Below are 25,680 nucleotides of genomic sequence, written 5' to 3' on the forward strand. Positions count from 1 at the left end.
GAACATATAAGTTAATGGCATTGATAACGGAGACGCCTTCCAATGCCATCAGACGCTCACAATCAGGGTGTAGTTTTACTGCTTGAGCCAAACACTCATCGTAGGCTTTAATACGATTAATCGTTAGAAGACAGGCTTGCCAGGTGGCATGAAGCGCATCTCTAAAGGGCATACTAAAGCCATTGTCGGCATCTTCTAATGTACGTTGAACGGCACCGCTCAAGCCGCCTCTACCTTTGGCAGACGATCCGTGAATATTAAATTCAGCAAGGAGTGCGCGAACCTGATTCTGTAGGGCAACTTTCTGTTTAACGGCTAATTCACGCATTCTTAATAGAGATTGGAGCTCTTGTTGAGCGACGGACTTGCCGCTGATAAATTGAACATCCACGAGCTGACTGGCCTGAACGATTGCCAGTGCATCATTGGCATCAGTCTTCTGCGTTTGGCGGATATTCGAAACGAGCTTGGCAGAAATGAGCTTAGCTTCGTGTCCATGCTTCTCAGCAGTCTGTTTCCAATAATTAGAGGTTGCACAGGCCTCAAAGACAACGGTCATGGGTTTTGACTTGGCTAACCATTCTTCAAACTGGCTAGGTGTCATCTCTTTATTTGAGAGCACGGTATTGCGTTTAACAACGCAAATCTGAATGACCTTTTTTGCCAAATCAACGCCAGCAATGCTAATGTTCATATTACGGACTCCAGTTGGTTGTGTGAGAACTGTCAGCGTACCTCGCATCCTGTTCAGGGGCGAGGGGAGTCCAATTATCTAGAACGCGCTTCGCGCTTGCTAGACGTCACTTCGTGACTTGCTAGTGGCGAGGAAAAGCGTTGCTCGTGGCTCGAAAAAGCAAAGAAAGAACGGCGATAAATATTCCTGTAATCCTTTGATTTAAATGAGTTTTAAGGCTAAATATAGACAGATTAAAGGGCTTTGACCCCTTTAATCTGGGTATAGCCCAACCTAATGTCTCTCAAATTGAAAAGCGCCCTGATACACTGGTCAGCACACTGGCGTCCTACGTTGAAGCCCTGGGCGGAACGCTCGAAATCCATGCGAAATTTCCAGATGGGCAAGATGTCGAGATCACCCAGTTCAAACAAGCTTAAAAGCCGTAGCTCGCCGCTCGAACGTCACAAAAAGCGTGACTTGCTCGAAAGAGAAGAGGCTGATTTATTCACTAAGCTATTTAAGCGATAAAAAATAAATCTGTCCCCTTTTCTGCTCAGGTAGTGCGATGCTACCTAGGGTTTTCACGTGATTACGACCCCCTTCAGGCCATATGGTAATTTCATGATTTCGTTTATCTCGCTCCTCTACAGCCCTTGCACGGCAGATGCTATTTAAATGCTGACGGAGATAAGTGCAAGAGACTCGACCCAGAGAATCTACAGTCCCTCTGCCATGCATGCCACAACACCAAGACAGCTGAAGAACGCAGAAAGCAACTGAAAAGTAGGATTTAACTTACTAAAGTGATAATTTGATCAATGAGTGTTTTTTAACGGCAGGGAGAAGCGATTGAACACTGAAATTGTTATTTGGAGCTTTTTGATTCTAGCTCTTGTCCTGTTTGTCCTTTTCTGGATTGTTAAAGCTCTATCTACCGTTAGCATTGTCTTTGTTGCATTCATGCTGTCATTGCCAACGATCATTATGCTGATTGTTTTCGTAGTTTTTCCACCAACACTACTTCTTTTTCTAATTGGTTGGTTAGCACTGATCTATGAGGGGTACAGCACAGCTAAGAGAAAAAATCGAAAGTGGAAACTCTTTGAAACTGAAGAAGAGATGATCAAAAGACAGCGGAAAGAATTGGGTTACGACGTCGATGACGATTGATCAACAGCTATTAATCAGGCGATCACCAAGGAATAGGTTTTGAAAGTAATTAAGAAAGTTTTAATTTTGATAATAGCACTAGCCCGGATTTTTCATGAAGTTTTTGGGCGAGCGTTTGTATTGGGTTCTGGACGTGTAACGCGCCGCATAATCTTGGATAAGTAGTCGTATAGTTTTGGACAGCATTTAATCTGCATATCTCACATAAAACCAGACACTAATTAAAGTGAGGTGCAATGCTATTGCAACCGCATTGCAAGGGCTTAGAACAGCCCTTGCTGCCATCTTTCAGTTAGCATCTAGTTTCAGCTTTCTTCTGCTTAAAAATAAATCCGTCCCTTTTGTCCCTTTTCTATACTGTCACCGGTTTAATTAATATGTTAGAGAGCCAAGCGAAGCTTGGTGCGTCTTGCGAGGTGGAAGTCCTTGCCCGGCAAAGCCTAACCAGCAGCCGGTATCGAGTGTTGCGCCGGAGGCGGAGCGGGGGGATCGTGAACTCTTTCCTATCGCCCATAGATGGTCGATGACCCCGCGAACAAATCAGGTGAAGCGTACACAGAGAACTGTATAGGCCATAGGGAATGACCGCATTTCTGAAGCGCTGGAATCGCCCCGAAAATAAATTCCCGATTGGCGAGATGTGTAACATTATATACCCCCAATAAAGAGGACAGATTTATTTTCCGGTGGAATTACCACCGTACCAAAGGCTATATCGGAGGGCTGTATAATCGCCGCGAGGGCGCGCCTCCTACAGTATTGTTCTCTATCGCAGTTACCCATAACCCAAAAAGCCCAGCATCACTGCCGGGCTTTTTGCTTTTCGGTAATTTTCTAGCCACTTTTATAGCTACTCGCCGTAGTCTTCGGCTATGTGCTTGTCCTTCAACTTCACATAATTCCCCGCGGTATAGGTAAAGAACTCCATCTCTTTTTCCGTGAGCGCCCTAACCTCTTTGACCGGGCGGCCGACGTACAGATGGCCGCTTTTCAGGGTTTTCCCCGGAGGCACCAGACTGCCGGCACCGATGATGACATCGTTTTCTACCACCGCACCATCCATCACCATTGCGCCCATACCGACGAGTATACGGCTGCCGAGGGTGCAGCCGTGCAGCATCGCCTGGTGGCCGATGGTGACGTCATCGCCGATGGTTAGCGGGAAGCCGTCGGGGTTGAAGGGGCCTGCATGGGTGATATGCAATACCGAGCCATCCTGAACGCTGGTGCGGTTGCCGATGCGGATACGGTGCATATCGCCGCGGATCACCGTTAATGGCCACACCGAGACATCATCGCCCAGTTCCACATCGCCGATGACCACGGCGGTGGGGTCGATAAAGGTTGCGTTGCCCAGTTTTGGTGTGATGCCCTGATAGCTGCGGATGGTCATATCGTTTCCTGGTCTGATACTTTGTTGAAGAGTCTATAATAAACTCTGTCAAGCGATTGAAAACAGTACGGGGTTACCCCATTTAGTAAATAGTATCGTTATTTATATCCCGGTTCAGGAGTTTTCATGTCTAATCCATTGCTACAAGACCATCTGCTGCCCCCCTTTTCTGAAATTAAACCTGAACAGGTCGAACCAGCCATTGACCAGTTGCTGGCCGAGTGTCGCGCTGTGGTTGAGAAAGTGCTGGATGGCAATGAGACGCCTGACTGGGATAATCTGGTGGTGCCACTGGAGCAGAGCCACGACCGTCTGGCGAAGGCCTGGTCGCCGGTTTCCCATATGAACTCGGTGGTTAACAGTGATGCGATGCGTGACGCTTATAACGCTTGTCTGCCGAAACTGTCGCAGTTCTGGACCGAGATGGGCCAGCATCAGGGGCTGTTTGAGGCTTATGAAAAACTCGCCAACAGCGAGGTATACAATGGCCTTGATGAGACTCAGCGCAAGGTTATCGATAATACCCTGCGGGATTTCCGCCTGTCGGGTATCGCCCTGGCTGATGCAGATAAAAAGCGCTATGGCGAACTGCAGCAGAAGCTTTCAGAGCTGACCACGAAGTTTTCTGAAAATGTGATGGATGCCACCGATGGCTGGAGCAAGCTGATCACCGATGAAGCGGAACTGGCCGGATTGCCTCAGAGCGCGTTGGCTGCAGCTAAGCAGCTGGCCCATGCGAAAGGTGAAGAGGGCTGGCTGGTGACGCTGGACTTCCCTTCCTATTTTGCGGTGATCACCTATGCGGATAACCGCGAGTTGCGCCGTGAGCTTTATGAGGCGTTTGCCACCCGGGCTTCCGATCAGGGACCGCACGCCGGTCAGTGGGACAACAGCGCCATCATGACTGAGATCCTGACGTTGCGGGCTGAACTGGCACAGCTGCTGGGTTTTGAAAACTATGCTGCTTACAGTCTGGCGACCAAGATGGCAGAAACCCCTGAACAGGTGGTGAGCTTCCTTAATGATCTGGCGGGCATGAGCCGCCCCCAGGCAGAGAAAGAGTATCAGGAGCTGCAGGACTTTGCGCTGGAAGAGTTCAGTGAGCCGGAGCTGCAGTCCTGGGATATCTCCTATTACAGTGAGAAGCTGAAGCAGGCCCGTTATGCGATCTCGCAGGAGGAGCTGCGCCCCTACTTTCCGATGACTAAAGTCCTTGATGGGATGTTCAAAATCACCGGCAAACTGTTTTCGATTGAGATCGAAGAGGTTGCTGAGTTTGATCGCTGGCATAAGGATGCCCGGCTGTTCAATGTCAGCCGGGATGGTGAACTGATCGCCCGCTTCTTCCTCGACCCCTATGCCCGGGCGAAAAAACGCGGCGGTGCCTGGATGGACGACTGTCGGGTGCGGCGTATAAATAATGGCGTGTTGCAGCTGCCGGTTGCCTATCTGGTGTGTAACTTTAACCCGCCACTTGGCGATAAGCCGGCGCTGCTGACCCATAACGAAGTGACGACACTGTTCCACGAGTTTGGTCATGGTCTGCATCATATGCTGACGAAGATTGAGTATGCAGATGTCAGCGGTATCAACGGGGTCGCCTGGGATGCGGTGGAGTTGCCCAGCCAGTTCCTGGAAAACTGGTGTTATGAAGCGGACGCGCTGGCGCTGATCTCGGGCCATTACGAAACTGGCGAAACCCTGCCTCTGGAACTGCTGGAAAAGATGCAGGCGGCAAAAAACTTCCAGTCCGGCATGATGATGGTGCGCCAGTTGGAATTGTCGCTGTTCGATTTTCAGTTGCACCGGGAATATAAACCCGGCAGCACCAATGTTCAGGCGGTGCTGGACCGGATTCGCAAAGAGGTGGCGGTGATCAAGCCGCCAGCGTTTAATCGCTTTCAGCACAGCTTCAGCCATATTTTTGCCGGCGGCTATGCGGCAGGGTATTACAGCTATAAGTGGGCTGAGGTGCTCTCTGCCGATGCCTTCTCTCGCTTTGAAGAGGAGGGCGTATTCAATACCGACACCGGCCGCTCCTTCCGTGAGAATATTCTCGAGATGGGCGGTTCCAAAGAGCCGATGGAGTTGTTTGTTGCTTTCCGGGGGCGTGAGCCCAGCGTTGAAGCGCTGCTGCGTCATTCCGGTATTACTGCCTAGGCCAACAGGCACATTTCTGGGGTATAATTCTGCAGGCACTGAGGCTCTGGTCTCTTTGCCTGTTTTTAACGTCAACGGTTGAAAAAGTTATGACAATTGTTAAGCGGTTTATCGCCGGAGCAGTGTGCCCCCGCTGTGGCGAGATGGATACCCTGAAAATGTACCGGGATGAGAGTCGGGAGTACCGCGAATGTGTGCGCTGCGATTTCAGTGATTCGATGGCGCTGGACGGTTCTGATCAGCCGGAAGGCGAGCTGGATACCCGGGTTAACCGGGGTGGCAAAGTGGAACTTGAACCGGCGCAACCACTGAACTTTGTGGCTAATCCCGGCTCGACAAAACATTAACCCCACCTCATCTGAGGAATCTCTATGTGTCATCGCTGTGCCTGGGCAACGGCTACCGGGCTTGAACAACAGTACCATGATGAGGTCTGGGGTGTGCCCCAGACCAATGATCAGCAACTGTTTGAATATCTGATTCTGGAAGGCGCCCAGGCGGGCCTGAGCTGGCGCACAATACTGCAAAAGCGTGACGGCTATAGCCGTCTGTATGAGGGCTTTGATCCGGCGACGGTTGCCGCTTTTACCCCTGAGAAAATTGAGCAGATGCTGCAGGATCCCGGCATTGTCCGTAATCGCCTGAAAGTGAATGCCTCCGTCAAAGCTGCCAATATCTTCCTTGATCTGGCGGCGCAGCATGGCAGTTTTGCCAACTATATCTGGCAGTTTGTTGAGGGTAGGCCGATACAGAATGGCTGGCAAAGCCTCCGTGAGGTTCCGGCTGAAACGGTTGAGTCACAGGCGATGAGTAAAGCGCTGAAAAAAGCGGGAATGACCTTTGTTGGCCCGACTATCTGTTATGCCTTTATGCAGGCTACCGGTATGGTGAATGATCATGAGGTGGACTGTCTTCGTTATCAGCCCTGCCGCGAGCTGGGTGAGTCTTTCGTGCTTTAATCCCGGTTGCGACTCTGATAACCAGCCCGATAAGTGACCCGATAGATCAGCCCTGCCCGGTCATCGGAGATCAGCAGGCTGCCGTCCCGGTCGGTGACAATATCCACCGGCCTGCCCCAGGCGCTCTTCCCCTGAAGCCATCCCTCAATGAAGACTTTGTAAGTGACGGGCGTCGTTGAGGTGTCCACCCGTATCACCCGATAGCCCACTTTGCTGGAACGGTTCCAGGAGCCGTGCTCGGCGATAAACAGACTGTTGTTATTGCTGTCTGGAAACTGTTGTCCGGTATAGAACGTCAGTCCCAGCGGGGCAACATGCGCTCCCAGCTTGAGCATGGGTGGCTGGAAGTCGCTGAACGGCTGACCCTGATAAAGTTCCGGGTCGGCAATATTCCCGGCATGTACAAAGGGATAGCCAAAGTGCTGGCCCGGCTGTGTCAGCCGGTTAAGTTCATCATCGGGACGATCATCCCCCAGATTATCCCGACCATTATCGGTAAACCAGAGTTCACCGGTCAGTGGGTGCCAGGTAAAGCCAACAGAGTTGCGTACACCCTGGGCCACCACTGCTTGTTGACCCGTTTGCAGATTGAGTTTCATGATTGAGGCAAAGCGGGGATCTTCACTGAGGCAGATATTGCAGGGGGCGCCGAGATTAAAGTAGAGATCGCCGTCGGGACCGAATTTAAGGTATTTCCAACCGTGGTGAGAGATATTGGGCAACTGGTCGGTGATCAGCTGAACCTGGGCAGCTTGTGTTCTGACACTATCGGCGCTGGCAACTTTGAGAATACGGTCCACTGCCGCGATATAGAGATCGCCATCACGCCAGGCGATGCCAGTGGGCATATTCAGCCCTTGTAACAGCACATCCCGTTGTTCATAGATACCATCGCGGTTTTCATCCTTGAGGCGGTATACCCTGCCCTCCCGACGGCTGCCGACAAACAGGGTGCCCGGCTCACCCAGTGTCATCTGCCGTGCGTTCGCTGCTTCAGCGACTATGGTTATGTGGTAGCCCTTCGGGAGTCTCAGCGATGCCAGAGATGGCTCTGCCAGGGTGGTTTGTGGCAGACTCAGTAGTGCTGCAAGTATCAGGTTTATCCGTTTCATAACAGGCTTCGGTCGTGAGTAGTGTTGATATTCATGCCAGCGTAACCGGAATCGGTTAAACTCTGTCAAACATAGCTGATGATCTGCTGGTCTGCACCTGCCTGCGTCTGCCTGGAGCTATCTTAAGCGATCCGATCTCTTTCATGACGACACGCCGCTTTTTACGACGAATACGCTTATTACGATAAATATTATGCTGCAACGGATACAGAACATCCCGCTGGGATTACGCTTTATGCTGCTCTCATCGATGGGCTTTGCGCTGATGGGGGCCACGGTTAAAACAGTCAGTCAGTATGGTATTCCACTGATGGAGATCGTCATCGCCCGGGCGCTGGTGTCCCTGATCATCAGTTATGCTGACGTCAGGCGTAAACGGATTCCGGTCTGGGGGCACAATAAGTTGCTGCTCAGTGCCCGGGGTATTGTCGGCGCGGCTGCGCTGGTCTGTGTCTACTACTCCGTCACCACTCTGCCGCTGGCTGAGGCGACTATTCTGCAGTATATGCATCCGGTCTTTACCGCACTGCTGGCCTTTTTGTTGCTGGGTGAGCGGGTCCAGTTTTCCACCATGGTCTGTATCGTGCTGAGTATTACCGGGCTGGTGGTGATGGTGAAACCGGATCTTTTCTTTGCTGCCGAGATCGATTTGCCGCTGTTTAGCATTATGATGGCGTTGCTGGGGGCGTTTGGCAGTGCAGTTGCCTATGTGATTGTCAGACGGCTGAGTCAGACCGAAGACAGTTCGGTGATCATTCTCTATTTTCCGCTGATCGCGCTGCCAGCCGCTATCCTGTTGTCGGGTGGTGAACTGGTGGCTCCGGATGGTTATGCCCTGATGTTGCTGATTCTGGTGGGGGTCTTTACGCAAGTCGGTCAGGTGGGGTTAACCAAGGCGATGCAGCATGAGGCGGCCAGTAAAGCGACCGCCTTTTCCTATATCCAGGTGGTTTTTTCGATTCTGCTGGGCTGGTTTATCTTCAGCGAACTCCCCTCACTCTGGACCCTCATCGGTGGTGGACTGATTGTCTCCGGCGCATTGGTGAATGTGCTCTGGAAACGCTGAGTCAGGCGACCTTGCGGAAAGGCAGGCTGTACAGCAGCAGGAACTGAAGCAGCGCAGCAACCACCACCGAGGGGCCGGCGGGAGTATCAAACTGCATCGAAGCAAATAGTCCGAGAAGTACCGCGATAACCCCCAGAAAGCTGGCAATCACCGCCATCTGCTCTGGCGAGTTTGCCAGCCGGCGGGCGCTGGCGGCGGGAATGATGAGCAACGAAGTGATCAGCAGAATACCGACCACTTTCATGGCGATAGCGATCACCACGCCAATCAGCAGCATTAGTGCCAGTCGTATCCGGGCCACCGGTACGCCCTCTACCTGTGCCAGTTCCTCATTGATGGTGACGGCCAGCAGTGGATTCCAGAGTTTCCAGATCAGTAGCATGACGATGCCTCCGCCGCCGTAGATCCAGAACAGATCGGCGGGCGTGATCGCCAGCAGATCACCAAACAGGTACTCCATCAGGTCGACCCTGACGTCATCCAGCAGGGCAACGGCTACCAGACCCAGCGACAGGCTGCTGTGGGCCATAATTCCGAGCAGGGTATCGGTGGCCACCAGACGCTGTCGTTGCAGGCTGACCAGGATCAGCGCGAGGATGACGCAGCAGCTCACCACCGCCAGGTTGAAATTGATATCGAACAGCACGCCGACGGCTATCCCCAGCAACGCTGAATGGGCCAGGGTGTCACCAAAATATGCCATCCTCCGCCAGACGACAAAGGAGCCCAGTGGACCGGCCACCAGTGCTACGCCGATACCACCGAGCAGGGCCAGTAGCAGAAATTCAGGCATCAGTGGTGTCCTCCGCACGCGGTGTGGTCGCTTTCCTGTTTGTCAGGCAGTGGCAGGATATCGCCATGATTATCATGGCGGTGGTTGTGGTGATGGCTATACAGCGCAAGATCTTCTGCGCCGGGTATGCCAAACAGTTCAATATAGGATGGGTCTGTACTGACCTGCTCGGGATGGCCGGAGCAACAGATATGATGATTCAGACAGATCACCTGATCGGTGGCCGCCATCACCAGATGCAGATCGTGAGAGATCATCAGTACCGCGCAGTTGTATTTATCCCGGATGCTGGCGATCAGTTTATACAGCTCGGTCTGACCATTGATATCCACCCCCTGGGCCGGTTCATCCAGTACCAGCAGCTCAGGCTTTCGCAGCAGGGCGCGTGCCAGCAGAACCCGCTGCATCTCCCCACCCGATAAGCTGTGGACCGATTGCTTCAGCAGGTTTTCGGCGCGCACCGACTGGAGCGCCTGGTGCCGGTCTGCTGTACTGGCAAAGGCTGCAGTTTTCAGAAACCGTTCCACTGTCAGGGGAAAGGTGGTATCGATGTGCAGCTTTTGCGGCATATAGCCGATACGCAGTGTGGCTGACCGTTGAATAACCCCTTCAGTGGGTGTCAGAAGCCCCAGAACCGCTTTCACCAGGGTGGTTTTGCCAGCCCCGTTGGGACCGATCAGAGTGGTAATTTCACCCTGCTTCAGGGCCATGGAGATATTGTCAATAACGGTGTTGTTACCAAAGCTGACGCTCAGACCGGATATCTCGACCAGGTTTGCCGGGTTCATAGCTGCTCCTGACAGTTGGGGCAGCGCCCCAGAATTTCGATACTTTCCTGATCCACCGAGAATCCGGCATCGCTGGCGACGCTTTGTATGCTGTCGTGCAGCTCGCTGGACTCCAGTTCAGCGGTAGTGCCACAACTCTGACAGATGAGGAAATAGCCTGAGTGGTTATGGTCCGGGTGGCTGCAACCGATAAAGGCATTCAGGGTGGCCAGCCGGTGTACCAGCCCCTGCTCCTGCAGGAAGTCCAGTGCCCGGTAGACGGTTGGTGGTGCCGAGTTAAATCCTGCTTTGGCAATGGCGGGCAGCAGATCATACGCGCCCAGCGGTTTATGACTTTGCCAGATAAGTTTAAGCACCAGCTCGCGGATTTTGGTGAGCCGCTGACCGTTGGTCTGACACAGTGTTTGTGCTTGCTGCAAGGCCGTTTTAATGCAGCGGCTGTGGTCATGATCGGGCTGGTGGGCGATATTGCTGACGGATTCAGGAGCCATAATAAAACCGGTTGATATATTAATTGTTATATTATAACTTTACGGCACTTCAATTAACAGTGGCTTCCTTCGATGTTTTCCAGAATACCCGCAACATTTGTTCTTTTTTTGCTCAGTTTCTGTGCCATGAGCCTGCAGACCGCTAATGCCGGGCAGGTCCGGGTACTGGCCAGTATCAAGCCAATTCAACTGATTGCACAGGATATGCTTGGCGGTCTGGCGCAGATCGGTGTGCTGCTGCCGCCGGGCAGTTCGCCCCATCATTACTCCCTTAAACCCTCTTCGATTGCGCAGATGCACGATGCGGATCTGTTTATCTGGGGCGGGCCGGAGCTTGAGTTGTTTCTGACGAAGACGGTGAGTCAGCTGGAGCACCCTGCCCTGGCGCTGCTTGAAGGGGGAGAGGCGCACCATCACGCAGAGGCGCAAACCGCTGACACTGAAGCGGACACTCACCATGATCATGACCATGGCGGCAGCGATCCCCATTTCTGGATGGCGCCTGAGCGGGCGCTGGCGGCTGCTGATCTGATTAAAGACCGGCTGGTGGACCGCTATCCGGAGAATGCGGCGCTTTATGAGCAGGCCTATAATGACTTTGCTGCCCGGCTTGCAGTGACCGATCAACAGTTACAGCAACAGTTGAAAGCGGTGGGTGATACCGGTTTTTATGTGTTTCACGATGCTTTTGGCAGCTTCGTTACCCATTATCAGTTGAATCAGTTGGGCTATTTTACCGTTGATCCGGGACGCAAGCCGGGTGCCCGGCGGCTGAGTGAAATACGCACAGCGCTGGAAACTAACCAGGCCCGCTGTGTGTTTGTTGAGCCTCAGTTCAAAGCCCCGGTTGTGGACAGTCTGATTCGTGGTCTGGATATCCGGGTTGGACGGCTTGATCCCCTTGCAGTTGCCATCGATGTGGGCCCTGACGGATACAGCAATTATCTGCAATCACTGGCCGAGAGTTTCACTAATTGTCTCTCCGGTGAATAAAAACGAAAAAAAGTAGTGGCGGACACTTCACAAATGAAAAGGTCGTCTTTATAATGCGCTCCTCTTTCGGAGCAGATGTGGTGGAATTGGTAGACACGCTAGCTTCAGGTGCTAGTGCCTTCACGGGCGTGGGAGTTCGAGTCTCCCCATCTGCACCAATCGCTAATGGCGGTTGAGCTTCGAAAGAAAACGCTATTTTCATAGCAGGGGGACGCTCCTAAACGTAAAAGTTGATACGCAGATGTGGTGGAATTGGTAGACACGCTAGCTTCAGGTGCTAGTGCCTTCACGGGCGTGGGAGTTCGAGTCTCCCCATCTGCACCAACTTTATTTTCTCCGGTTTTATCGCTGTCCTGTTTCCCCTGAATGATTCATATTTCTTACAATCCAGACTTCAGCTCTCTGTTATAAGCATTTTTATGCGGTTTTTGTCTCGTGATGTCGCTCGCGTGTGTTTTAGGTATCGACTTTAAGCTCACTAAGTGGCATCGCAGGGTGTCCGGCTGTGTATCCGGCTGTGTATCCCGGTCATCGGTGTAACTGGGAGGGCTGTAACCGGCAAGGAAAAACTCAGGGCAAAAAAAAGGCCACTAAAAAGTGGCCCAAGGAGTCTCGTTTAGACCTATACGGTCCCGAATGAACGAGTGCTGTTAAAACTTTTACGCTGGCGTTTCTTGGTCAGATTTTTCAGCCAGTGGCCCAGCGCTGTCAGCTGCTGAGCAAAATATTCGTTACGTGCCAGTTGACCCTGTCTTACATAGTAAGCGGTATCAACCATACCAAACTCATCAACTTTAATACCATGCTCATTTGTGTTCATGCTATGCACCAAAATAATTCATTAAACTGTCATATCGTTAAATGAATCAACCGGACTGGATTTAAGGAGCTTTTCCGGAGCTTTTCAGATTAAGCTATTATCTACAGTGCGTTGCGGTTGGATCATTGTTTCGTTGATGGTTATACTAAGGTCGCACTGCTTATAAAACAAACGACAGATTTTCAGCTTAAGTGTGAAATAAATTCACTTATTGAGGTGTGTATCAGACGCTTACCCCCTTTGAACGCTCTGCGCAGTTTCGAATCGGCTGCCCGACTGGGCAGCTTCAACAAAGCAGCAGAGGAACTGTATGTCACTCCGTCTGCGGTGAGTCATCAGATTAAATCCCTTGAAGAGTATCTGGGGCTTAAACTTTTTCATCGTGAAAAAAGACAGGTGCAGATCACCGTGGCCGGGGAAAAATATCTGGTCGCGGTGGGGCACGCCCTGGATGAGCTGGATGCGGCCACCCGTCGTCTGATCTCTGCGCCCAATACCAGCTCGTTAACCTTTGAAGCCCCGCCCGCCTTCCTGAGCCGCTGGTTAATGCCAAGGATTAAAGATTTTCAGGCACTCTATCCCGATGTGGAACTGCGACTGAGTACCGGGTCGGTGAACCGCATCGACTTCGATCATTCCGATCTGGATATGGCGGTCTATTTCGGCGATCCGCCGGACGATGATGATATTGAGGTACGGCTGGTGCACCGTTCGGTGGTGGTGCCGGTGTGTAGTCCGCGCAAGCTGGAAGAGCATCATATAGAAACACTGGCGGACCTGAGAAAGCAGACGCTGATTCATGTCACCAGCCGTCGTAATGAGTGGCAGCGTTTACTGCAAAAGGCCGGAATTTCAATGACCGGTGAGGAAAAGGGACTGTCATTTTCCAGCACTCAGCTGGCCCTGGGGGCCGCGCTGGAGGGGCTGGGGATCGCCCTGTCGGACAAGTCACTGATCAGTCGGGAGTTGCAGTATGGGCAACTGGTGGTTCCGGTGGAAGCGGAGCTGCTGACGGGGAAGGCGTTCTATCTGGTTTATCCGAAAGATCGTCAACTGACGTATGGCATGCGAATCTTTCGTGAGTGGTTGTTGCAGGTGATGGGGCTGCCTGATCAGGAAGAACCAGCCTCTGGCTGATCTGAAAACGGACTGTGCACCGTCGGCGCTGCCGTTAAAGCAGCGCTGTCAGATGGTTATCCCAGGCAGCTGTAAACCCCAGCGGCAGTCTCTCTGTGGTGCCGTGCTCGAGATTGTAGCGAACACAGCGGCCAGTGCCGGCGCTGATAATAAACTCGGCAGGGCTGTCTGTTGCTGCCAGGCCGCACCCGTCGCGACTGCGGATCGAGGAGATGAACTGGTTTTTCTGCAGGTCCCAGAATGTGATCAGCCCCCCGCGGGGGGCGGATACCGCAGCGAAGCGGCCGCTGTGATCGCAGCGGGCACTACCGCAGTAGTCTTTCATCGCCAGATTAACCGGATCCGGAGCGCGCAGCAGCTGAAGTGCTTCGCCGGGCCGGTGAACCCCCACCAGTGGCAGGTTGTGTCCGGGGGCCCCCTGATACTGCAACGCAATAACGGTGGTGCCCTGGTGGTTGGTATCAATATGGCGGATGCTTAACTGATGCTGTGCAGCAGGCAGTTGCTGCTGCTCCAGGCGGTTGCCGCTGCGCAGATCCAGACGTACCAGGGAGGGCTGCATGCTATCCAGATTAAGTTTCTCCCTGCCGTGGTCCGGGTGGGTAAGAATACCGCCATTGGCCACGGTGAGCACTGCGCTGCCGGGTTGCTGAACCAGTTCGTGGGGCCCGATCCCATAGCTGGGGTAGTCCGCAATGATGGCGTAGTCTTGCGCCATGGCCCGGATAACCACTCTGCCCTGCCCGCTGTTGATCTCATTTTCGGTGGTGATCAGCCAGCGCCCGTCATCCGAGAAGATGCCATGACCAAAAAAGTGTCGTCCACGGTCCGCGATAATGCGTTTAACCAGTCGCTGCTGCTGGTAATCGACAATATCGATAAAAGTGCCGGGACGTCGTGCGATGCAGGCCAGTAGCGGCAGCTGCGGGTGTACCTCGGTATGGTGTGCCCGCGCCGGTAGTATATGATCCAGCATCAGCTCTCCCTGCTGGCCGATCAGGTACAGGTGGTAGTGTCCGTCTCTGCCTTTGGCGGCGGCGGCAAACATCGCTGTCGCGTTTGCCGTGGCCGCTTCAGCCAGAGCCAGGCGCGGCAGTAATATCGCGCTACCCAGCAACTGACAGAAGCGGCGGCGGTTAATCTCCATCACGGCTGTTAAACCCCAGTTGAATATCCAGTGTTATCATTTCAGCGCTGAGCTCACGGTCAAGCAGTTGCAGAGAGTCACTGAGCTGCAGCAGCTGGCTGACCGTATCGGGTTGATTCAGGCTGATGACGAGTGGGGCCTGCACTGCCCTGAGTTGCCGCTCAAGCGTGGTGAACAGCGTGCTGATATTGTCTGCCTGAGCCGCTCTGCCCTGCTCCCTTAACAGCGTGTCGACACTGTGGCTGGTGCCGGAATAGAGCTCACTGAGACTGGCTATATTGAGCTGTATATTGCGCAGGGAGCGCTGGCTGCGCCAGGATTCCAGGCGATGGGGCCGAACCTGTTCACCGCCGTTCAGTGGGCGGAGAATTTTCTGGTCACGGATCGCTTCAAGGGGCTCAATCAGTGACTTCATCATATCCACTGCGGCCTCCTGGTGGTTTTCATAGTAGCTCTCTTCACTGCCCGCTGTGGCTATTGAATGACGATAGTCATCGCGCCATTCGGCCAGTGTGGCGTGGCTGTTTTCGGCAATATAAGCCGCGATAGTCTGCGTTAGCTGGCACCGGTAGCTATGGTTTTCAAAGTCCGCCAGGGTGCCGCTGAACAGCAGACGCTCCAGTGCCGGCAATCCTTTGACCCCGATACTGGCTTTGTAGAGATAATCGATCGACAGGGTTTGCGGATCCTGTTGTTGCAACAGCAGGCTGAGCTGTTTACCGATGAGGTTTTTCCGGTCAGGCCAGAACTGCATGCTGAAGTTGCGCATCAGGGTTTCAATCGGGCCGAACTGGATATGTTGCACCGCCTGCCAGGCATCCATGGTCTGCTGAAAATCCTTTTGTACCTGGTCAAACCCGTCCTGATCTGGTTGCTGGCACAGGGCTGCTGTGCTGGCTGACAGCTGGGTAGTGCTGTTCTGCAATGCCTGGTAGCGGGGGAGTATGTGTTCCTCTACCAGACTGTGATTAAGGGTTTTCCACTGCTGCTGCGACGGCGCTGCATGAACGATGCCGACCGCCGTGAACAGCAGGGATATACCCAGCAGCAGCGGCCACAGAGGGCTAGGTGCTGACTTCATAGTGACTCCAGAAATGTTAGTAAGGCGGCCCGCTCAGCGGTTGGCAGATTGATAACATGGTCACGGGAGGCCTGTGCTTCGCCGCCATGCCACAAAACCGCTTCAAGCAGGTTCCGGGCTCTGCCGTCGTGGAGGAAGTAGGTGTGTCCGTTGACGGTCTGGGTCAGCCCTATTCCCCACAGTGGCGGGGTTCGCCATTCACTGCCGCTGGCCAGGAATTCCGGCCGGTTATCGGCCAGCCCCTCGCCCATATCGTGCAGCAGCAGATCGCTGTAGGGCCAGATCAGCTGCGCTGACTGCTCCGGCATATCGGCGCGGCTAGCGGTTGTGAAACTGGGCTGGTGACAGGCGGCACAGCCACTCTGGTGAAATACCGCTTTGCCTTTTAACACCTGCGGTCTGGCAGCATCGGGGCGGGCGGGAGGCGCCAGATTGCGACTGTAAAACTCGACCAGTTTCACCATCTCTTCAGAGGCTTCAGCATTATCCTGTTGCGGGGTGTTACCATTGGGCTGTTTCAGGCAGTCCAACTGCTGTGCGGTACAATCGCCGGACGCTGAGGGAGCAAAGGGGGTTGAGATCCCCATGTCGCCATTGAACGCGCCCACTGCCTGCTGGATCAGGGTCGGGTTACCTGCTTTCCAGCCAAACCGGCCCAGCTCCTGCTGTTGGGTGAAGCTGTTCCAGACCCGGTTAGGGCGCCCGGAGATGCCATCATTATCACGGTCCTCCGGATCCGACAGTGCTTCGATAGCGGTTGCGGGTAAGGCTTCCAGCAGGCCCAGCCCGATCATCGGCGGGGCGATACGGGGAGAGAGCAGCGTCTGGGGGTGCAGTGGACCGTAGCTGAGTTCGGTAATACTGTAGTCCGGCTTGCGCAGCTGTACCTGAGAGCCATCGGCCAGGGTGACGGTGGTTTCGCGATAGCTGATCACCATCCGCCCTTCTCCGGCCAGCCCGTTAATCGCCAGATCCTGCAACTGACCGCCGTAAGTGGGTTCAGGAATGACACCCACTTTGCCGCTCTCAAGCAGTTGTCGCTGAGCATCGTTCTGGGGGGGAATACTCAGGCGCAGGAACATTGATACGGCGTTATCCTCAGGCCAGTTGGCTTCCGGAGGGTGGCCCCGGCCATCTTTCAGATGGCAACGCTGACAGGCCCGGGCATTGTACAGCGGCCCGAGACCATCGCTGGCGGTGGTCGAAGAGGGGGCCGGTACCCATATCTTCTTGAAGATGCCGTTACCCAGCTTAAAATTCAGCTCGTTCTCGAAGCTCATATTGGCCGAGCTTTGGGAGAACGCATCGGTATTGCGCTGCTTATGGTGCGTGGTACTGCCACCGGGGAGCGCTTCTCCCGGCTGAGGCTGGCTATAGTCCTGTGCCGCGGATGCCGCTGTCGTCATGAGGACTGCCGCCACTAAGAGGGGCAGTGAAAAATCTCTGCAGATCATCGTTTACTCCAGAACCTGTGCCGGGTTATCCAGGCTATCCGAGCCTTCCAGCTGAACCTGGTCCAGCTTCAGCTGACCGATAATCTCTTCGATGGCACGGGTCTCTTCGGTGAGGGCATCAACAAAATTCTGTACCAGTTGGTTTCCTGCGGTGTTGCCCACGCCGATCAACACATCGAAGGTCTCGCCCTGAACGGCGCGATCCACCATCGCCTGAGCGGCCTCTTCGGTGGCCTGTAGCTTAGCCTGCATATTTGCATCGGCGGCGGCTGCCTGAGCGGCAACATAGGCAGATAAACCGGGGCCTTCAACCGTTGAACCGTCGATCCGGGTATAGCTGCCCTGATACACATTACGGATCCCTTTGGCATCGTAATAATGGGACCAGTGGGTGTTGTCAGAGAAGCAGTCATGCTCCTCTTCCGGGTCGTGCAGCATCAGCCCCAGCTTGGTCCGCTCGCCTGCCAGCTCGCCATAGGCCAGGCTGCCCATGCCGGTCAGAATGGTGGCAATAGCGGCGTTATCATCCTTCTTCAGCAGTTGTTGCCGGGCAGTCCCCCGGGCTTTCCAGTTATCCACCATCTCCTGCAGATCGGCTATCAACAGCTGAGTCGCCGCCTGCAGGTAGTCCCGGCGCCGCTCACAGTGTCCGCCGGTGCAGTGTTCCAGACTGTAATCGGATGCCGGACGGTTGCCTGCGCCCGGGTTGGTTCCGTTCAGATCCTGACCCCAAAGAAGAAACTCTATCGCGTGGTATCCGGTGGCGACATTGGCTTCTATGCCATCGATCTCATGCAGCGTGTTTGCCAGCAGTTCAGGAGTGATGTCAGTGGCATCGATCTGTGTGCCACCGACCCGCAGGGATGTGTTGGCAATCACATTGGCGCGGTATTGGGTATTTTCGTCTGAAGCGTCGCCATAATAAGTGCTGTCAACATAGTCGATCAGGCCCTCATCCAGTGGCCATGAATTAACCCGTCCCTCCCAGTCATCAACGATAGGGTTGCCAAAACGGTAGGCTTCTGATTGCTGGTAGGGAACCCGGGCTGCTTTCCAGGCAGCGCGAGCCTGTGCGAGGGTAGTTGCGTCCGGATGTTGCAGCAGCGCATCGATACTGGCCTGCAGATTTCTCGCTCCAGTGAGGGCATCTTCATAGGTTGCCAGGGCGATATCGGCATAGGTGGTAATGACCTGTGAGGTTGTCGGCGCTGCGGCGAATGTTGTGGAGCAGCTAAAGGTGGCGGCCAGAACGGCTGCAGAAACAATGGATTTGACGCGCATAGAGAGGCTCCTGGAAGTAGAATTCAGGAGATGGTAATACAAACAAGAATGATTCGCAATAAGGTTTGTGCTAATGCACTTAACGCGGGAGCCGGTTCTGGCCGGCTCCCGTTGCTGTGCTAAGCGAAGTAACGTTCCAGGTCGTCTGCGCCACCGATGCGCTGACCATCGATAAACACCTGCGGCGTAGTGCCCTGACCACTGATTGCGGCGAGTGAGCTGTAGCTCAGACCGTGACTGCCCAGTTCCACCTCTTCGTAGCTGAAACCCCGCTCCTGTAACAGTTTCTTCGCCCGGATACAGTGTGGGCAGCCTGGTTTGGTCAGTATGCTGACCCGTTTGGGCTGTTCAGCGGTTGGGTTGATGTAGTTCAGCATGGTATCGGCATCGGAGACCTGGAACGGATCGCCCGGCAGATCCGGCTCGATAAACTGCTTTTCGATCACGCCATCCACCACCAGCATAGAGTAGCGCCAGCTGCGTTTGCCAAAGCCGATATCATCTTTATCGACCAGCATCTCCATACCCGCCGCGAACTCACCATTGCCGTCCGGGATAAACGTAATATTTTCAGCCGCCTGATCGCCCTGCCAGGCGTTCATGACAAAGGTATCGTTAACCGAGATGCAGATGATGCTGTCAACTCCCTCCTTCGCAAAAACCGGGGCCAGCTCGTTATAACGGGGCAGATGGGTGGTTGAGCAGATGGGTGTAAAGGCTCCCGGCAGAGCAAAAACAACCACTTTCTTACCGGCGAACAGTTCACTGGTGGTGACATCCACCCACTGATTATTTTGCTGAGTGTGAAACGTGACCTGAGGAACTTTCTGACCTTCTCTGTTAGTAAGCATTCTGTGTATTCCTGAAAAGTAGTAGTGATTCGATAGAGAGATAATGTCAAAATACATAAGGTTAATAAAATTAATTAATTTTAATGTATTGATAGCTATTCGCTAATTGAAGCGTTTGTCTTTTTTCACTCATCTGAGCATTCTGCTGTTTTTGGTCATAGTGATTGATCGAGATGCTGGTTTAAGATCGGTGCATAAATTAAAGTGAGCCTTGCTTAGCGCAAGCTGTGATATCCACCTTTCCGGAATAGGTTAATGAGCAACTTCCGTCCTTTTATGCAGGCTGTTTACAGCAACTTTCTGGGGCACTCCCCCAGTTGGTATAAGCAGCTAATACTGGCTTTTCTGATTGCTAACCCTCTGATTGATCTGTTGTTAGGCCCGGTCGTCAGCGGCTGGTTGCTGATCTTTGAGTTTATCTTTACCCTGGCGATGGCGCTGAAATGTTATCCGCTGCAACCGGGCGGGCTGCTGGCGATGGAAGCGGTGATTATCCATCTGTCAGAGCCCAGCCATGTGTATGATGAGATTGCCGCTAATCTGCCGGTGATTCTGCTACTGATGTTCATGGTGGCCGGGATCTACTTCATGAAAGGGATGCTGCTGTTTGTGTTCACCAAGCTCTTGCTGAATGTACGTAATAAGACCGCACTGTCGCTGCTGTTTACGCTGATGGGGGCGGTGCTGTCAGCGTTTCTGGATGCCTTGACGGTGACCGCGGTGCTGATCAGCTCGGCGGTCGGGTTTTATGCGATCTATCACCGGGTGGTGTCCGGTAGCCATCCGGATATGGATCACGATCACTCCAACGATGATAACCTGCATGAGGACCATCGCATGGAGCTGGATGAGTTCCGTGCTTTTCTGCGTAGTCTGCTGATGCATGGCGCGGTAGGAACTGCGCTGGGGGGGGTGAGTACTCTGGTCGGTGAACCACAGAACCTGCTGATCGGTGAAAAGATGGGCTGGCACTTTATTGAATTTTTCATCAATGTCGCTCCGGTCTCAATGCCGGTTCTGATCTGTGGCCTGTTAACCACGGTGGTGCTGGAGAAGACCGGCTGGTTTGGTTATGGCGCACGGATTCCGCAGCCGGTCTTTGAAATTCTCAGGGAGTTCGATGAGCAGGAGCAGGTCAGTTGGGGATTTAAGGAAAAATCTGAGCTGTATATTCAGTTTGCCGTGGCGCTGTTTCTGATTCTGGCGCTGGCCTTTCACCTGGCGGAGGTCGGCGTGATCGGTCTCACGGTGATTATTCTGCTGACCAGTCTCAACGGTGTCACTGAGGAGCATCGCATTGGCCGGGCATTTGAAGAAGCGTTGCCGTTTACCGCGCTGCTGGTGGTGTTTTTTACCATCGTCTCGGTGATTCATGATCAGCACCTGTTTACGCCGGTGATTGAGGCGGTGCTGGCGCAGGATCTTCGCAGTCAGCCGGTGATGTTCTTTATCGCTAACGGGCTGTTATCGGCCATCAGTGATAATGTGTTTGTCGCCACGGTGTATATCAACGAGGTGGCCAGTGCTTTTGAAGCCGGGCGCATCAGTCGCGAGCACTTTGATACCCTGGCGATCGCTATCAATACCGGTACTAACCTGCCGAGTGTCGCTACCCCCAACGGTCAGGCGGCGTTTCTGTTTCTGCTGACCTCAGCGATTGCGCCGTTGATCCGCTTGTCTTATATGCGCATGGTGATCATGGCGCTGCCCTACACTATTGTGCTGAGTGGGACCGGTTTGTTGTCGGTGTGGTATCTGATCTGAACAGCATGTGCCAAAGTCGTTGTAGTGCCGATGACTGTTCTGTGGCTGCTATCGGTTCTTTCGTCGATGCCGTTGTAAGCGCCTTGCGCTGTTGACGGCGAAGCTCCCTGAGTTCCCAGGCCAGATTGGCTTTGGTGGCAAAATCGCTCTGCTCTCGGCTGTTAAGCTGTGTTCGTCTGAGGGTGGTACTGCTAAGCTTTTTGTGGCTGGTTTTGGGCGAGCTGCACATGGGGCTATCCTCCGATATTGATAGCCCCAGTATTGAACAGCGAGCTGAAATAAACCTGAAAACCCTGCTCTTTGCGGTTTTGCCTGAGGCCGCCTGGTTATTTAGCCGATGAAGGCTTAAACAGGCGCAGCCGGTTAGCATTACTGACCACGGTGACCGATGAAAACGCCATCGCAGCACCGGCAATCACCGGGCTGAGTAACAGGCCGGTAAAGGGGAACAGAATACCTGCCGCCACCGGAATCCCCAGTGTGTTGTAGATAAAGGCTCCAAACAGGTTCTGACGGATATTGCTCAGGGTCGCCCGTGACAGTTCAATCGCATCGGCGACTGAGTGCAGGCTGTTGCGGATCAGTACCATATCAGCGCTTTCAATTGCCACATCGGTACCGTTACCAATAGCGAAACCAACATCGGCCCGGGCCAGTGCCGGTGCGTCGTTGATGCCGTCACCGCACATGGCAACGTGATCGCCCCGCTGCTGTAGCTTCTCAATCTCTTTCGCTTTATCTTCGGGCATCACTCCGGCAATAAAGTTATCCACAGCCACCTGCTGAGCCACTGCCGCGGCGGTATGAGGGTTATCGCCGGTGATCATCACGACGGTTATGCCCATCTGTTTCAGTCGGCTGATAGCCGCGATAGAGTCCTTGCGGATCGGGTCAGCAATGGCGATTAAACCGGCTACCTGGCCATCAAAGGCAATATACACCGGGGTTTTCGCCTGCTCTGCCAGCGTCTGCGCCTGGTTTTCGAAGGTGGAGAAGTCGATATTCTGCTCCTCCATCCAGGCGCTGTTCCCCAGCGTGACGGCGATGCCCTCAACCAGGCCTGAGGCCCCTCGTCCACTATGAGCCTGAAAGTTTGTCACCGGACTAAGACTGATGTTTTGCGCCTGAGCATGACGGACAATGGCTTCTGCCAGCGGGTGTTCTGAGACCGCTTCCAGTGATGCCGCTAACTGCAGCAGTTGCGGATGGGAGCCGGACAGGTCGGTTACCTGGGGTGAGCCTTCGGTAATGGTGCCGGTTTTATCCAGTACCAGAGTCTCCAGTTGAGAGGCGCTTTGCAGTGCCTGGCCGTTGCGGATCAGAATACCGTATTCTGCGGCTTTACCCACCCCCACCATCACTGACATCGGTGTTGCCAGGCCGAGCGCGCAGGGACAGGCGATAATCAGCACGGTCATGGCGGTGACCAGCATATACGCCAGTTGAGGTTCAGGGCCGACCAGATACCAGATCAGTGCGGTTACAATACTGCAGAGGATGACTACCGGCACAAAAACCGCCGCGACCGTGTCAGCCATCCGGGAGATCTCCGGTTTACTCGCCTGGGCCTGCTTCACCATCTCGATGATCCGGCTGAGGGCGGTTTCGCTACCGACTTTTTCGGCTTTAACCATCAGGGTGCCGGACTTGTTCAGGGTGCCGGCGCTGACACTGTCGCCGACCGCTTTGCTCACCGGTAGTGGTTCGCCGCTGAGCATCGACTCGTCGATCAGGCTGCTGCCCTCCTCGACAATCGCGTCTACCGGAATCTGTTCGCCGGGGCGAATGCGCAGAAGGTCACCGCTTTGCACCAGTTCCAGAGGCAGTTCCACCTCCTTCTCATTGCGTATTACACGCGCGGTTTTAGGCTGCAGGTTGAGTAGTCGCTCGACCGCTTCAGAGGTTTTGCCCCGGGCGCGGATCTCCATCGCCAGGCCGAAGTTCACCAGACCGATAATCATCGCGCTGGCTTCAAAATAGAGATGGCGCGACCCCTCCGGTAACATCTCTGGAAACAGAACCACGGCGGTGGAGAACAGCCATGCCGCTCCGGTTCCCAGTGCGATCAGGCTATCCATGTTGGCCGAACCATGTTTCAGCGCGTTCCACGCGCCGCTGAAAAAGTGCCGTCCCGGGAACAGCAAAATCCCCAGAGTTAACAGACCGACCACGCCCCAGATAACCTGATCCTGAGATGTGCGGATGCTCATATCGCCCATCATCATGCCTGCGATCATTAGCGGGATGCCCACACCCAGTGCCAGCAGTGTATTGCGGATATGCTGTTTGTACTGTGCTGCCTGCTGGGCTTTCTGGCGTGCGCGATCTTCCGCCTCATTGCTGGCCAGACGCCCCCGGTAGCCGATCTCTGACAGGGCGGAGATCAGATGATCGCTGCTGATGTTGCCCTCGACGTTGAGGCGTCTCTGGGGGAAATCCACGGAGGCCTGTTCTACATCCGGCAGTGCGCTGATCCCTTTTTCAATCTTTTTGACGCAACCGGCGCAGGTCACGTTTTCTAATAACAGTGTGGTAGTCATGACTCATCTCGCATAACGGTTCTTTCTATTTACAGGTTAGAGCTTCCAGTCGCTGTAAGGTCAACTGCTGGTGGACAAGAAAGTTGCTTTTTTTTTGCCAACAGGCGAATCTGTAGCGGGTAAAGTTAAATGTAGATGAGAATCTGGTTGTTGTGATGTTGTATCGAGCCCTGTTAATCCTGCTGCTGAGTGTGATGGCTGTGAATCCGGCGATCTCCGCTGGAGTGCCTGTTGTTGCCGCGCATTCGCAGATGGGCTGTCATGGTGATAACTGTGATATGCACAGCGCTGATATGACAGACTCTGCGCTGAACAGTGCCGACTGTTGCGATGCAGAGATGCCCGATTGCTGTTTGCAGCTGGCAGCGCTGTTTATAATGCCGACCGGTTTTCAATCTATTTCATCCTCCCGAGTCCAGCCTGGCTGGTCACTCCGCGGTTACCTTTCCGCTATCCCTCCTCCGCTCTACCACCCTCCCCGGCCAATGCGCCAGTCTGTTTGATACGCTCATGGAATAATCGCTGTTTGTTAAAGATTGCCGGAGTTGATTATGAATATTTCTCAGGCCGCAGCCGCCACTGGACTGACCAGTAAAACGATTCGCTTTTATGAGCAGCAAGGTGTTATTCCCCCGGCTGCACGCTCTGCGAATGGTTACCGGATCTACAGTGCAGAGCAACTGGAAAGCCTGCGTTTTATTAAGCGGGCCCGGGATCTGGGATTCTCGCTCGATGAGAGCCGGGAGTTACTGCAGTTATCTCAGGATCCCTCCCGTACCAGTGCCAGTGTCAAACAGAAAGCAGAATTGCAGATACAGCGGATCGATCAGCAGATTGAGTCGTTGCAGCAGATGCGGGCAATACTGGAAAGTGCCGCCCGTGAGTGCCGCGGTGACGATGGTGCTGAATGCCCGATCCTTGACCAGTTAAATGGCGTGACTGTCGATAACGAGAGTCCGGAGTAATAAAAGATGAAAAAACTGATACTGATGGTGGCAGTCCTGTCTGGCCTGTCACTGAATGGCTATGCCGGCGATCCGGTGTGGCTGCAGGGTAAAACCGATCAGCAATATGAGATCACCGTGTACCGCAATGCCTCCTGTGGTTGCTGTAAGGGCTGGATCAGCCACCTCAAAGATCACAACTTCAGCGTTAAAGATGTGGTGGTGAATGATGTGAATTCGCATAAGCAGCGTCTGGGTGTCCCCGCTAAAGCTGCCTCCTGTCATACTGCTGAAGTGAATGGCAAGGTAATTGAGGGGCACGTGCCTGCGCAGGATATAAAACGTTTGCTGGCCAGCGAAAACGATATTCAGCTGCTGGCGGTGCCTGGTATGCCTTCCGGTGGCCCGGGCATGGATACTGAGGGTGCGCGCAGGGATGCTTTCACTGTTTATTCAATGGATAGCCAGAACCGGGTTGGCAGTTTCAGTCACTATGCAGATTATTAAGATGAAAAACCTGTTAGCGATTATCTGTGGCGGCATGTTGTTGAGCGGTTGCAGTGAGTCTGAGCCCACCGTTGAGGGACGCTGGTATACCCAGACACAGGTGAACACTGGTCAGCAGTTGTTTCTGGATAACTGTGCTGAGTGTCATGGTGCTATGGCTCAGGGAACCACTAACTGGAATAAGCCCGAGCCTGATGGTTCATATCCACCTCCCCCATTGAATGGCAGAGCCCATGCCTGGCACCACCCGCTTAAGGGGCTGAAACGCTCGGTTAAGGTCGGCGGCGTTCCGATGGGTGGCAAGATGCCGGGCTTTGGCGATAAGCTCTCTGACGCGGATATCGAAGCGGTAATCAGCTATTTTCAGAGTAAATGGCCCGCACCGATCTACCAGGCCTGGCTTGATCGTGGCGGTTTAAAGTAAGAGAGTGGTCATCTCCTGTAAAAGGCGCCCATCACGGGTGCTTTTTATTTTCTGATAAAAACAGGGCTCTGATCTGGCGGAAATGGTTATTTGAGCTACCTTCTTAAAACTTAAAACATTTTACTCAAT

At 53.8% G+C, this 25,680-nt stretch carries 26 protein-coding genes and 2 tRNA genes; 15 read left to right on the forward strand and 13 right to left on the reverse strand.

From position 1 onward, the window contains the following. Window positions 1–694, reverse strand: a 694-nt coding sequence (locus JW499_RS16430; RefSeq protein ID WP_205211605.1) for an IS110 family RNA-guided transposase, incomplete at its 3' end; no start/stop codon positions are given. A 635-nt stretch (window positions 695–1,329) separates the two neighbouring features. Between JW499_RS16430 and JW499_RS23055 the strand changes: the two genes are divergently transcribed. Beyond that, window positions 1,330–1,470: an HNH endonuclease gene (locus tag JW499_RS23055; RefSeq protein ID WP_205211606.1), complete on the forward strand. Its 141-nt coding sequence runs from the start codon at window positions 1,330–1,332 to the stop codon at window positions 1,468–1,470. Between the two features lie 55 nt (window positions 1,471–1,525). Continuing rightward, on the forward strand, window positions 1,526–1,846 hold the full coding sequence (locus tag JW499_RS16440) for a hypothetical protein (RefSeq protein WP_205211607.1): 321 nt from the start codon (window positions 1,526–1,528) through the stop codon (window positions 1,844–1,846). An 850-nt stretch (window positions 1,847–2,696) separates the two neighbouring features. Here the strand turns inward: JW499_RS16440 and JW499_RS16445 are convergent. Continuing rightward, entirely contained in the window at window positions 2,697–3,239 is a 543-nt protein-coding gene (locus tag JW499_RS16445; protein WP_205211608.1) for a gamma carbonic anhydrase family protein, read from the reverse strand. A gap of 126 nt (window positions 3,240–3,365) precedes the next feature. On the opposite strand from JW499_RS16445, the gene prlC reads away from it, so the two are divergent. From prlC to JW499_RS16460, 3 genes are all read left to right on the forward strand, one after another. Continuing rightward, window positions 3,366–5,399: an oligopeptidase A gene (gene prlC / locus JW499_RS16450; RefSeq protein WP_205211609.1), complete on the forward strand. Its 2,034-nt coding sequence runs from the start codon at window positions 3,366–3,368 to the stop codon at window positions 5,397–5,399. Window positions 5,400–5,488: 89 nt separating this feature from the next. After that, window positions 5,489–5,746 (forward strand): YheV family putative zinc ribbon protein, encoded by a 258-nt coding sequence (locus JW499_RS16455; protein WP_091354323.1) that lies wholly within the window; start codon window positions 5,489–5,491, stop codon window positions 5,744–5,746. Window positions 5,747–5,770: 24 nt separating this feature from the next. Continuing rightward, entirely contained in the window at window positions 5,771–6,358 is a 588-nt protein-coding gene (locus JW499_RS16460) for a DNA-3-methyladenine glycosylase I (protein ID WP_205211610.1), read from the forward strand. Here JW499_RS16460 and JW499_RS16465 read toward each other — a convergent pair. After that, entirely contained in the window at window positions 6,355–7,470 is a 1,116-nt protein-coding gene (locus JW499_RS16465) for a PQQ-dependent sugar dehydrogenase (RefSeq protein ID WP_205211611.1), read from the reverse strand. The two genes, JW499_RS16460 and JW499_RS16465, sit on opposite strands and share 4 nt — an antisense overlap. A 193-nt stretch (window positions 7,471–7,663) precedes the next feature. Here JW499_RS16465 and JW499_RS16470 point away from each other — a divergent pair, with 193 nt between their 5' ends. Then, a complete protein-coding gene (locus JW499_RS16470; protein ID WP_205211612.1) occupies window positions 7,664–8,536 on the forward strand; it encodes a DMT family transporter in 873 nt (290 codons plus the stop codon). A 1-nt stretch (window position 8,537) separates the two neighbouring features. Here the strand turns inward: JW499_RS16470 and znuB are convergent, their stop codons facing one another. From znuB to JW499_RS16485, 3 genes are read right to left on the reverse strand one after another with little or no spacing between them, the layout of a single operon-like run. Further along, on the reverse strand, window positions 8,538–9,329 hold the full coding sequence (gene znuB, locus JW499_RS16475) for a zinc ABC transporter permease subunit ZnuB (protein WP_205211613.1): 792 nt from the start codon (window positions 9,327–9,329) through the stop codon (window positions 8,538–8,540). After that, window positions 9,329–10,117 carry a zinc ABC transporter ATP-binding protein ZnuC gene (znuC, locus tag JW499_RS16480; protein ID WP_205211614.1) on the reverse strand — a complete coding sequence of 263 codons (789 nt, stop codon included), beginning with the start codon at window positions 10,115–10,117 and terminating at the stop codon, window positions 9,329–9,331. Before znuC ends, znuB begins: the two co-directional genes overlap by 1 nt. Further along, window positions 10,114–10,608 (reverse strand): Fur family transcriptional regulator, encoded by a 495-nt coding sequence (locus tag JW499_RS16485; RefSeq protein WP_205211615.1) that lies wholly within the window; start codon window positions 10,606–10,608, stop codon window positions 10,114–10,116. Before JW499_RS16485 ends, znuC begins: the two co-directional genes overlap by 4 nt. Window positions 10,609–10,734: 126 nt before the next feature. On the opposite strand from JW499_RS16485, the gene znuA reads away from it, so the two are divergent. The 3 genes from znuA (at window position 10,735) to JW499_RS16500 (ending at window position 11,925) form a co-directional block, all read left to right on the forward strand. After that, the gene (gene znuA, locus JW499_RS16490) at window positions 10,735–11,601 is read left to right on the forward strand and encodes a zinc ABC transporter substrate-binding protein ZnuA (protein WP_205211616.1); all 867 of its coding nucleotides are present in this window, start codon (window positions 10,735–10,737) and stop codon (window positions 11,599–11,601) included. Window positions 11,602–11,672: 71 nt separating this feature from the next. Beyond that, window positions 11,673–11,759: transfer RNA gene (locus JW499_RS16495), tRNA-Leu, on the forward strand. 79 nt (window positions 11,760–11,838) lie between these two features. Beyond that, window positions 11,839–11,925 (forward strand) — tRNA-Leu (locus tag JW499_RS16500). 298 nt (window positions 11,926–12,223) lie between these two features. On the opposite strand, the gene JW499_RS16505 is transcribed toward JW499_RS16500, so the two are convergent. Beyond that, entirely contained in the window at window positions 12,224–12,421 is a 198-nt protein-coding gene (locus tag JW499_RS16505; protein WP_205211617.1) for an RSP_7527 family protein, read from the reverse strand. A gap of 216 nt (window positions 12,422–12,637) precedes the next feature. On the opposite strand from JW499_RS16505, the gene gcvA reads away from it, so the two are divergent. Further along, a complete protein-coding gene (gcvA, locus tag JW499_RS16510; protein ID WP_332873952.1) occupies window positions 12,638–13,558 on the forward strand; it encodes a transcriptional regulator GcvA in 921 nt (306 codons plus the stop codon). A gap of 34 nt (window positions 13,559–13,592) precedes the next feature. Here gcvA and JW499_RS16515 read toward each other — a convergent pair whose 3' ends face one another. The 5 genes from JW499_RS16515 to JW499_RS16535 form a co-directional block, all read right to left on the reverse strand. Then, entirely contained in the window at window positions 13,593–14,705 is a 1,113-nt protein-coding gene (locus JW499_RS16515) for a DUF1513 domain-containing protein (RefSeq protein WP_205211657.1), read from the reverse strand. Then, complete coding sequence (locus tag JW499_RS16520; protein WP_205211619.1) at window positions 14,695–15,786, reverse strand: imelysin family protein; 1,092 nt, start codon at window positions 15,784–15,786, stop codon at window positions 14,695–14,697. The genes JW499_RS16515 and JW499_RS16520 overlap by 11 nt, the downstream gene beginning before the upstream one ends. Continuing rightward, window positions 15,783–17,240 (reverse strand): di-heme oxidoreductase family protein, encoded by a 1,458-nt coding sequence (locus JW499_RS16525; RefSeq protein ID WP_205211620.1) that lies wholly within the window; start codon window positions 17,238–17,240, stop codon window positions 15,783–15,785. Before JW499_RS16525 ends, JW499_RS16520 begins: the two co-directional genes overlap by 4 nt. Window positions 17,241–17,243: 3 nt before the next feature. Further along, complete coding sequence (locus JW499_RS16530; protein ID WP_205211621.1) at window positions 17,244–18,521, reverse strand: imelysin family protein; 1,278 nt, start codon at window positions 18,519–18,521, stop codon at window positions 17,244–17,246. A gap of 119 nt (window positions 18,522–18,640) precedes the next feature. Beyond that, window positions 18,641–19,372: a glutathione peroxidase gene (locus tag JW499_RS16535; RefSeq protein WP_205211622.1), complete on the reverse strand. Its 732-nt coding sequence runs from the start codon at window positions 19,370–19,372 to the stop codon at window positions 18,641–18,643. Window positions 19,373–19,627: 255 nt separating this feature from the next. On the opposite strand from JW499_RS16535, the gene nhaB reads away from it, so the two are divergent. Further along, a complete protein-coding gene (gene nhaB, locus JW499_RS16540) occupies window positions 19,628–21,136 on the forward strand; it encodes a sodium/proton antiporter NhaB (RefSeq protein WP_205211623.1) in 1,509 nt (502 codons plus the stop codon). 326 nt (window positions 21,137–21,462) lie between these two features. On the opposite strand, the gene JW499_RS16545 is transcribed toward nhaB, so the two are convergent. Continuing rightward, the gene (locus JW499_RS16545) at window positions 21,463–23,676 is read right to left on the reverse strand and encodes a heavy metal translocating P-type ATPase (protein WP_205211624.1); all 2,214 of its coding nucleotides are present in this window, start codon (window positions 23,674–23,676) and stop codon (window positions 21,463–21,465) included. Window positions 23,677–23,831: 155 nt separating this feature from the next. Between JW499_RS16545 and JW499_RS16550 the strand changes: the two genes are divergently transcribed. Genes JW499_RS16550 through JW499_RS16565 form a run of 4 tightly spaced genes read left to right on the forward strand, consistent with a single transcriptional unit; the run spans window position 23,832 to window position 25,551 of the window. Next, window positions 23,832–24,179, forward strand: coding sequence for a hypothetical protein (locus JW499_RS16550; RefSeq protein ID WP_205211625.1), 348 nt, complete (start codon window positions 23,832–23,834; stop codon window positions 24,177–24,179). Between the two features lie 48 nt (window positions 24,180–24,227). Further along, window positions 24,228–24,641, forward strand: a complete 414-nt coding sequence (cueR, locus tag JW499_RS16555) for a Cu(I)-responsive transcriptional regulator (RefSeq protein ID WP_205211626.1) — start codon at window positions 24,228–24,230, stop codon at window positions 24,639–24,641. A 6-nt stretch (window positions 24,642–24,647) separates the two neighbouring features. After that, a complete protein-coding gene (locus JW499_RS16560) occupies window positions 24,648–25,127 on the forward strand; it encodes a DUF411 domain-containing protein (RefSeq protein WP_205211627.1) in 480 nt (159 codons plus the stop codon). Between the two features lies 1 nt (window position 25,128). Continuing rightward, complete coding sequence (locus JW499_RS16565; RefSeq protein WP_232846473.1) at window positions 25,129–25,551, forward strand: c-type cytochrome; 423 nt, start codon at window positions 25,129–25,131, stop codon at window positions 25,549–25,551. The last annotated feature ends 129 nt before the right edge of the window (window positions 25,552–25,680 follow it).

Origin of the sequence: Amphritea pacifica (assembly GCF_016924145.1) — a bacterium.
In the GTDB taxonomy this organism is placed as follows: Bacteria; Pseudomonadota; Gammaproteobacteria; order Pseudomonadales; family Balneatricaceae; genus Amphritea; species Amphritea pacifica.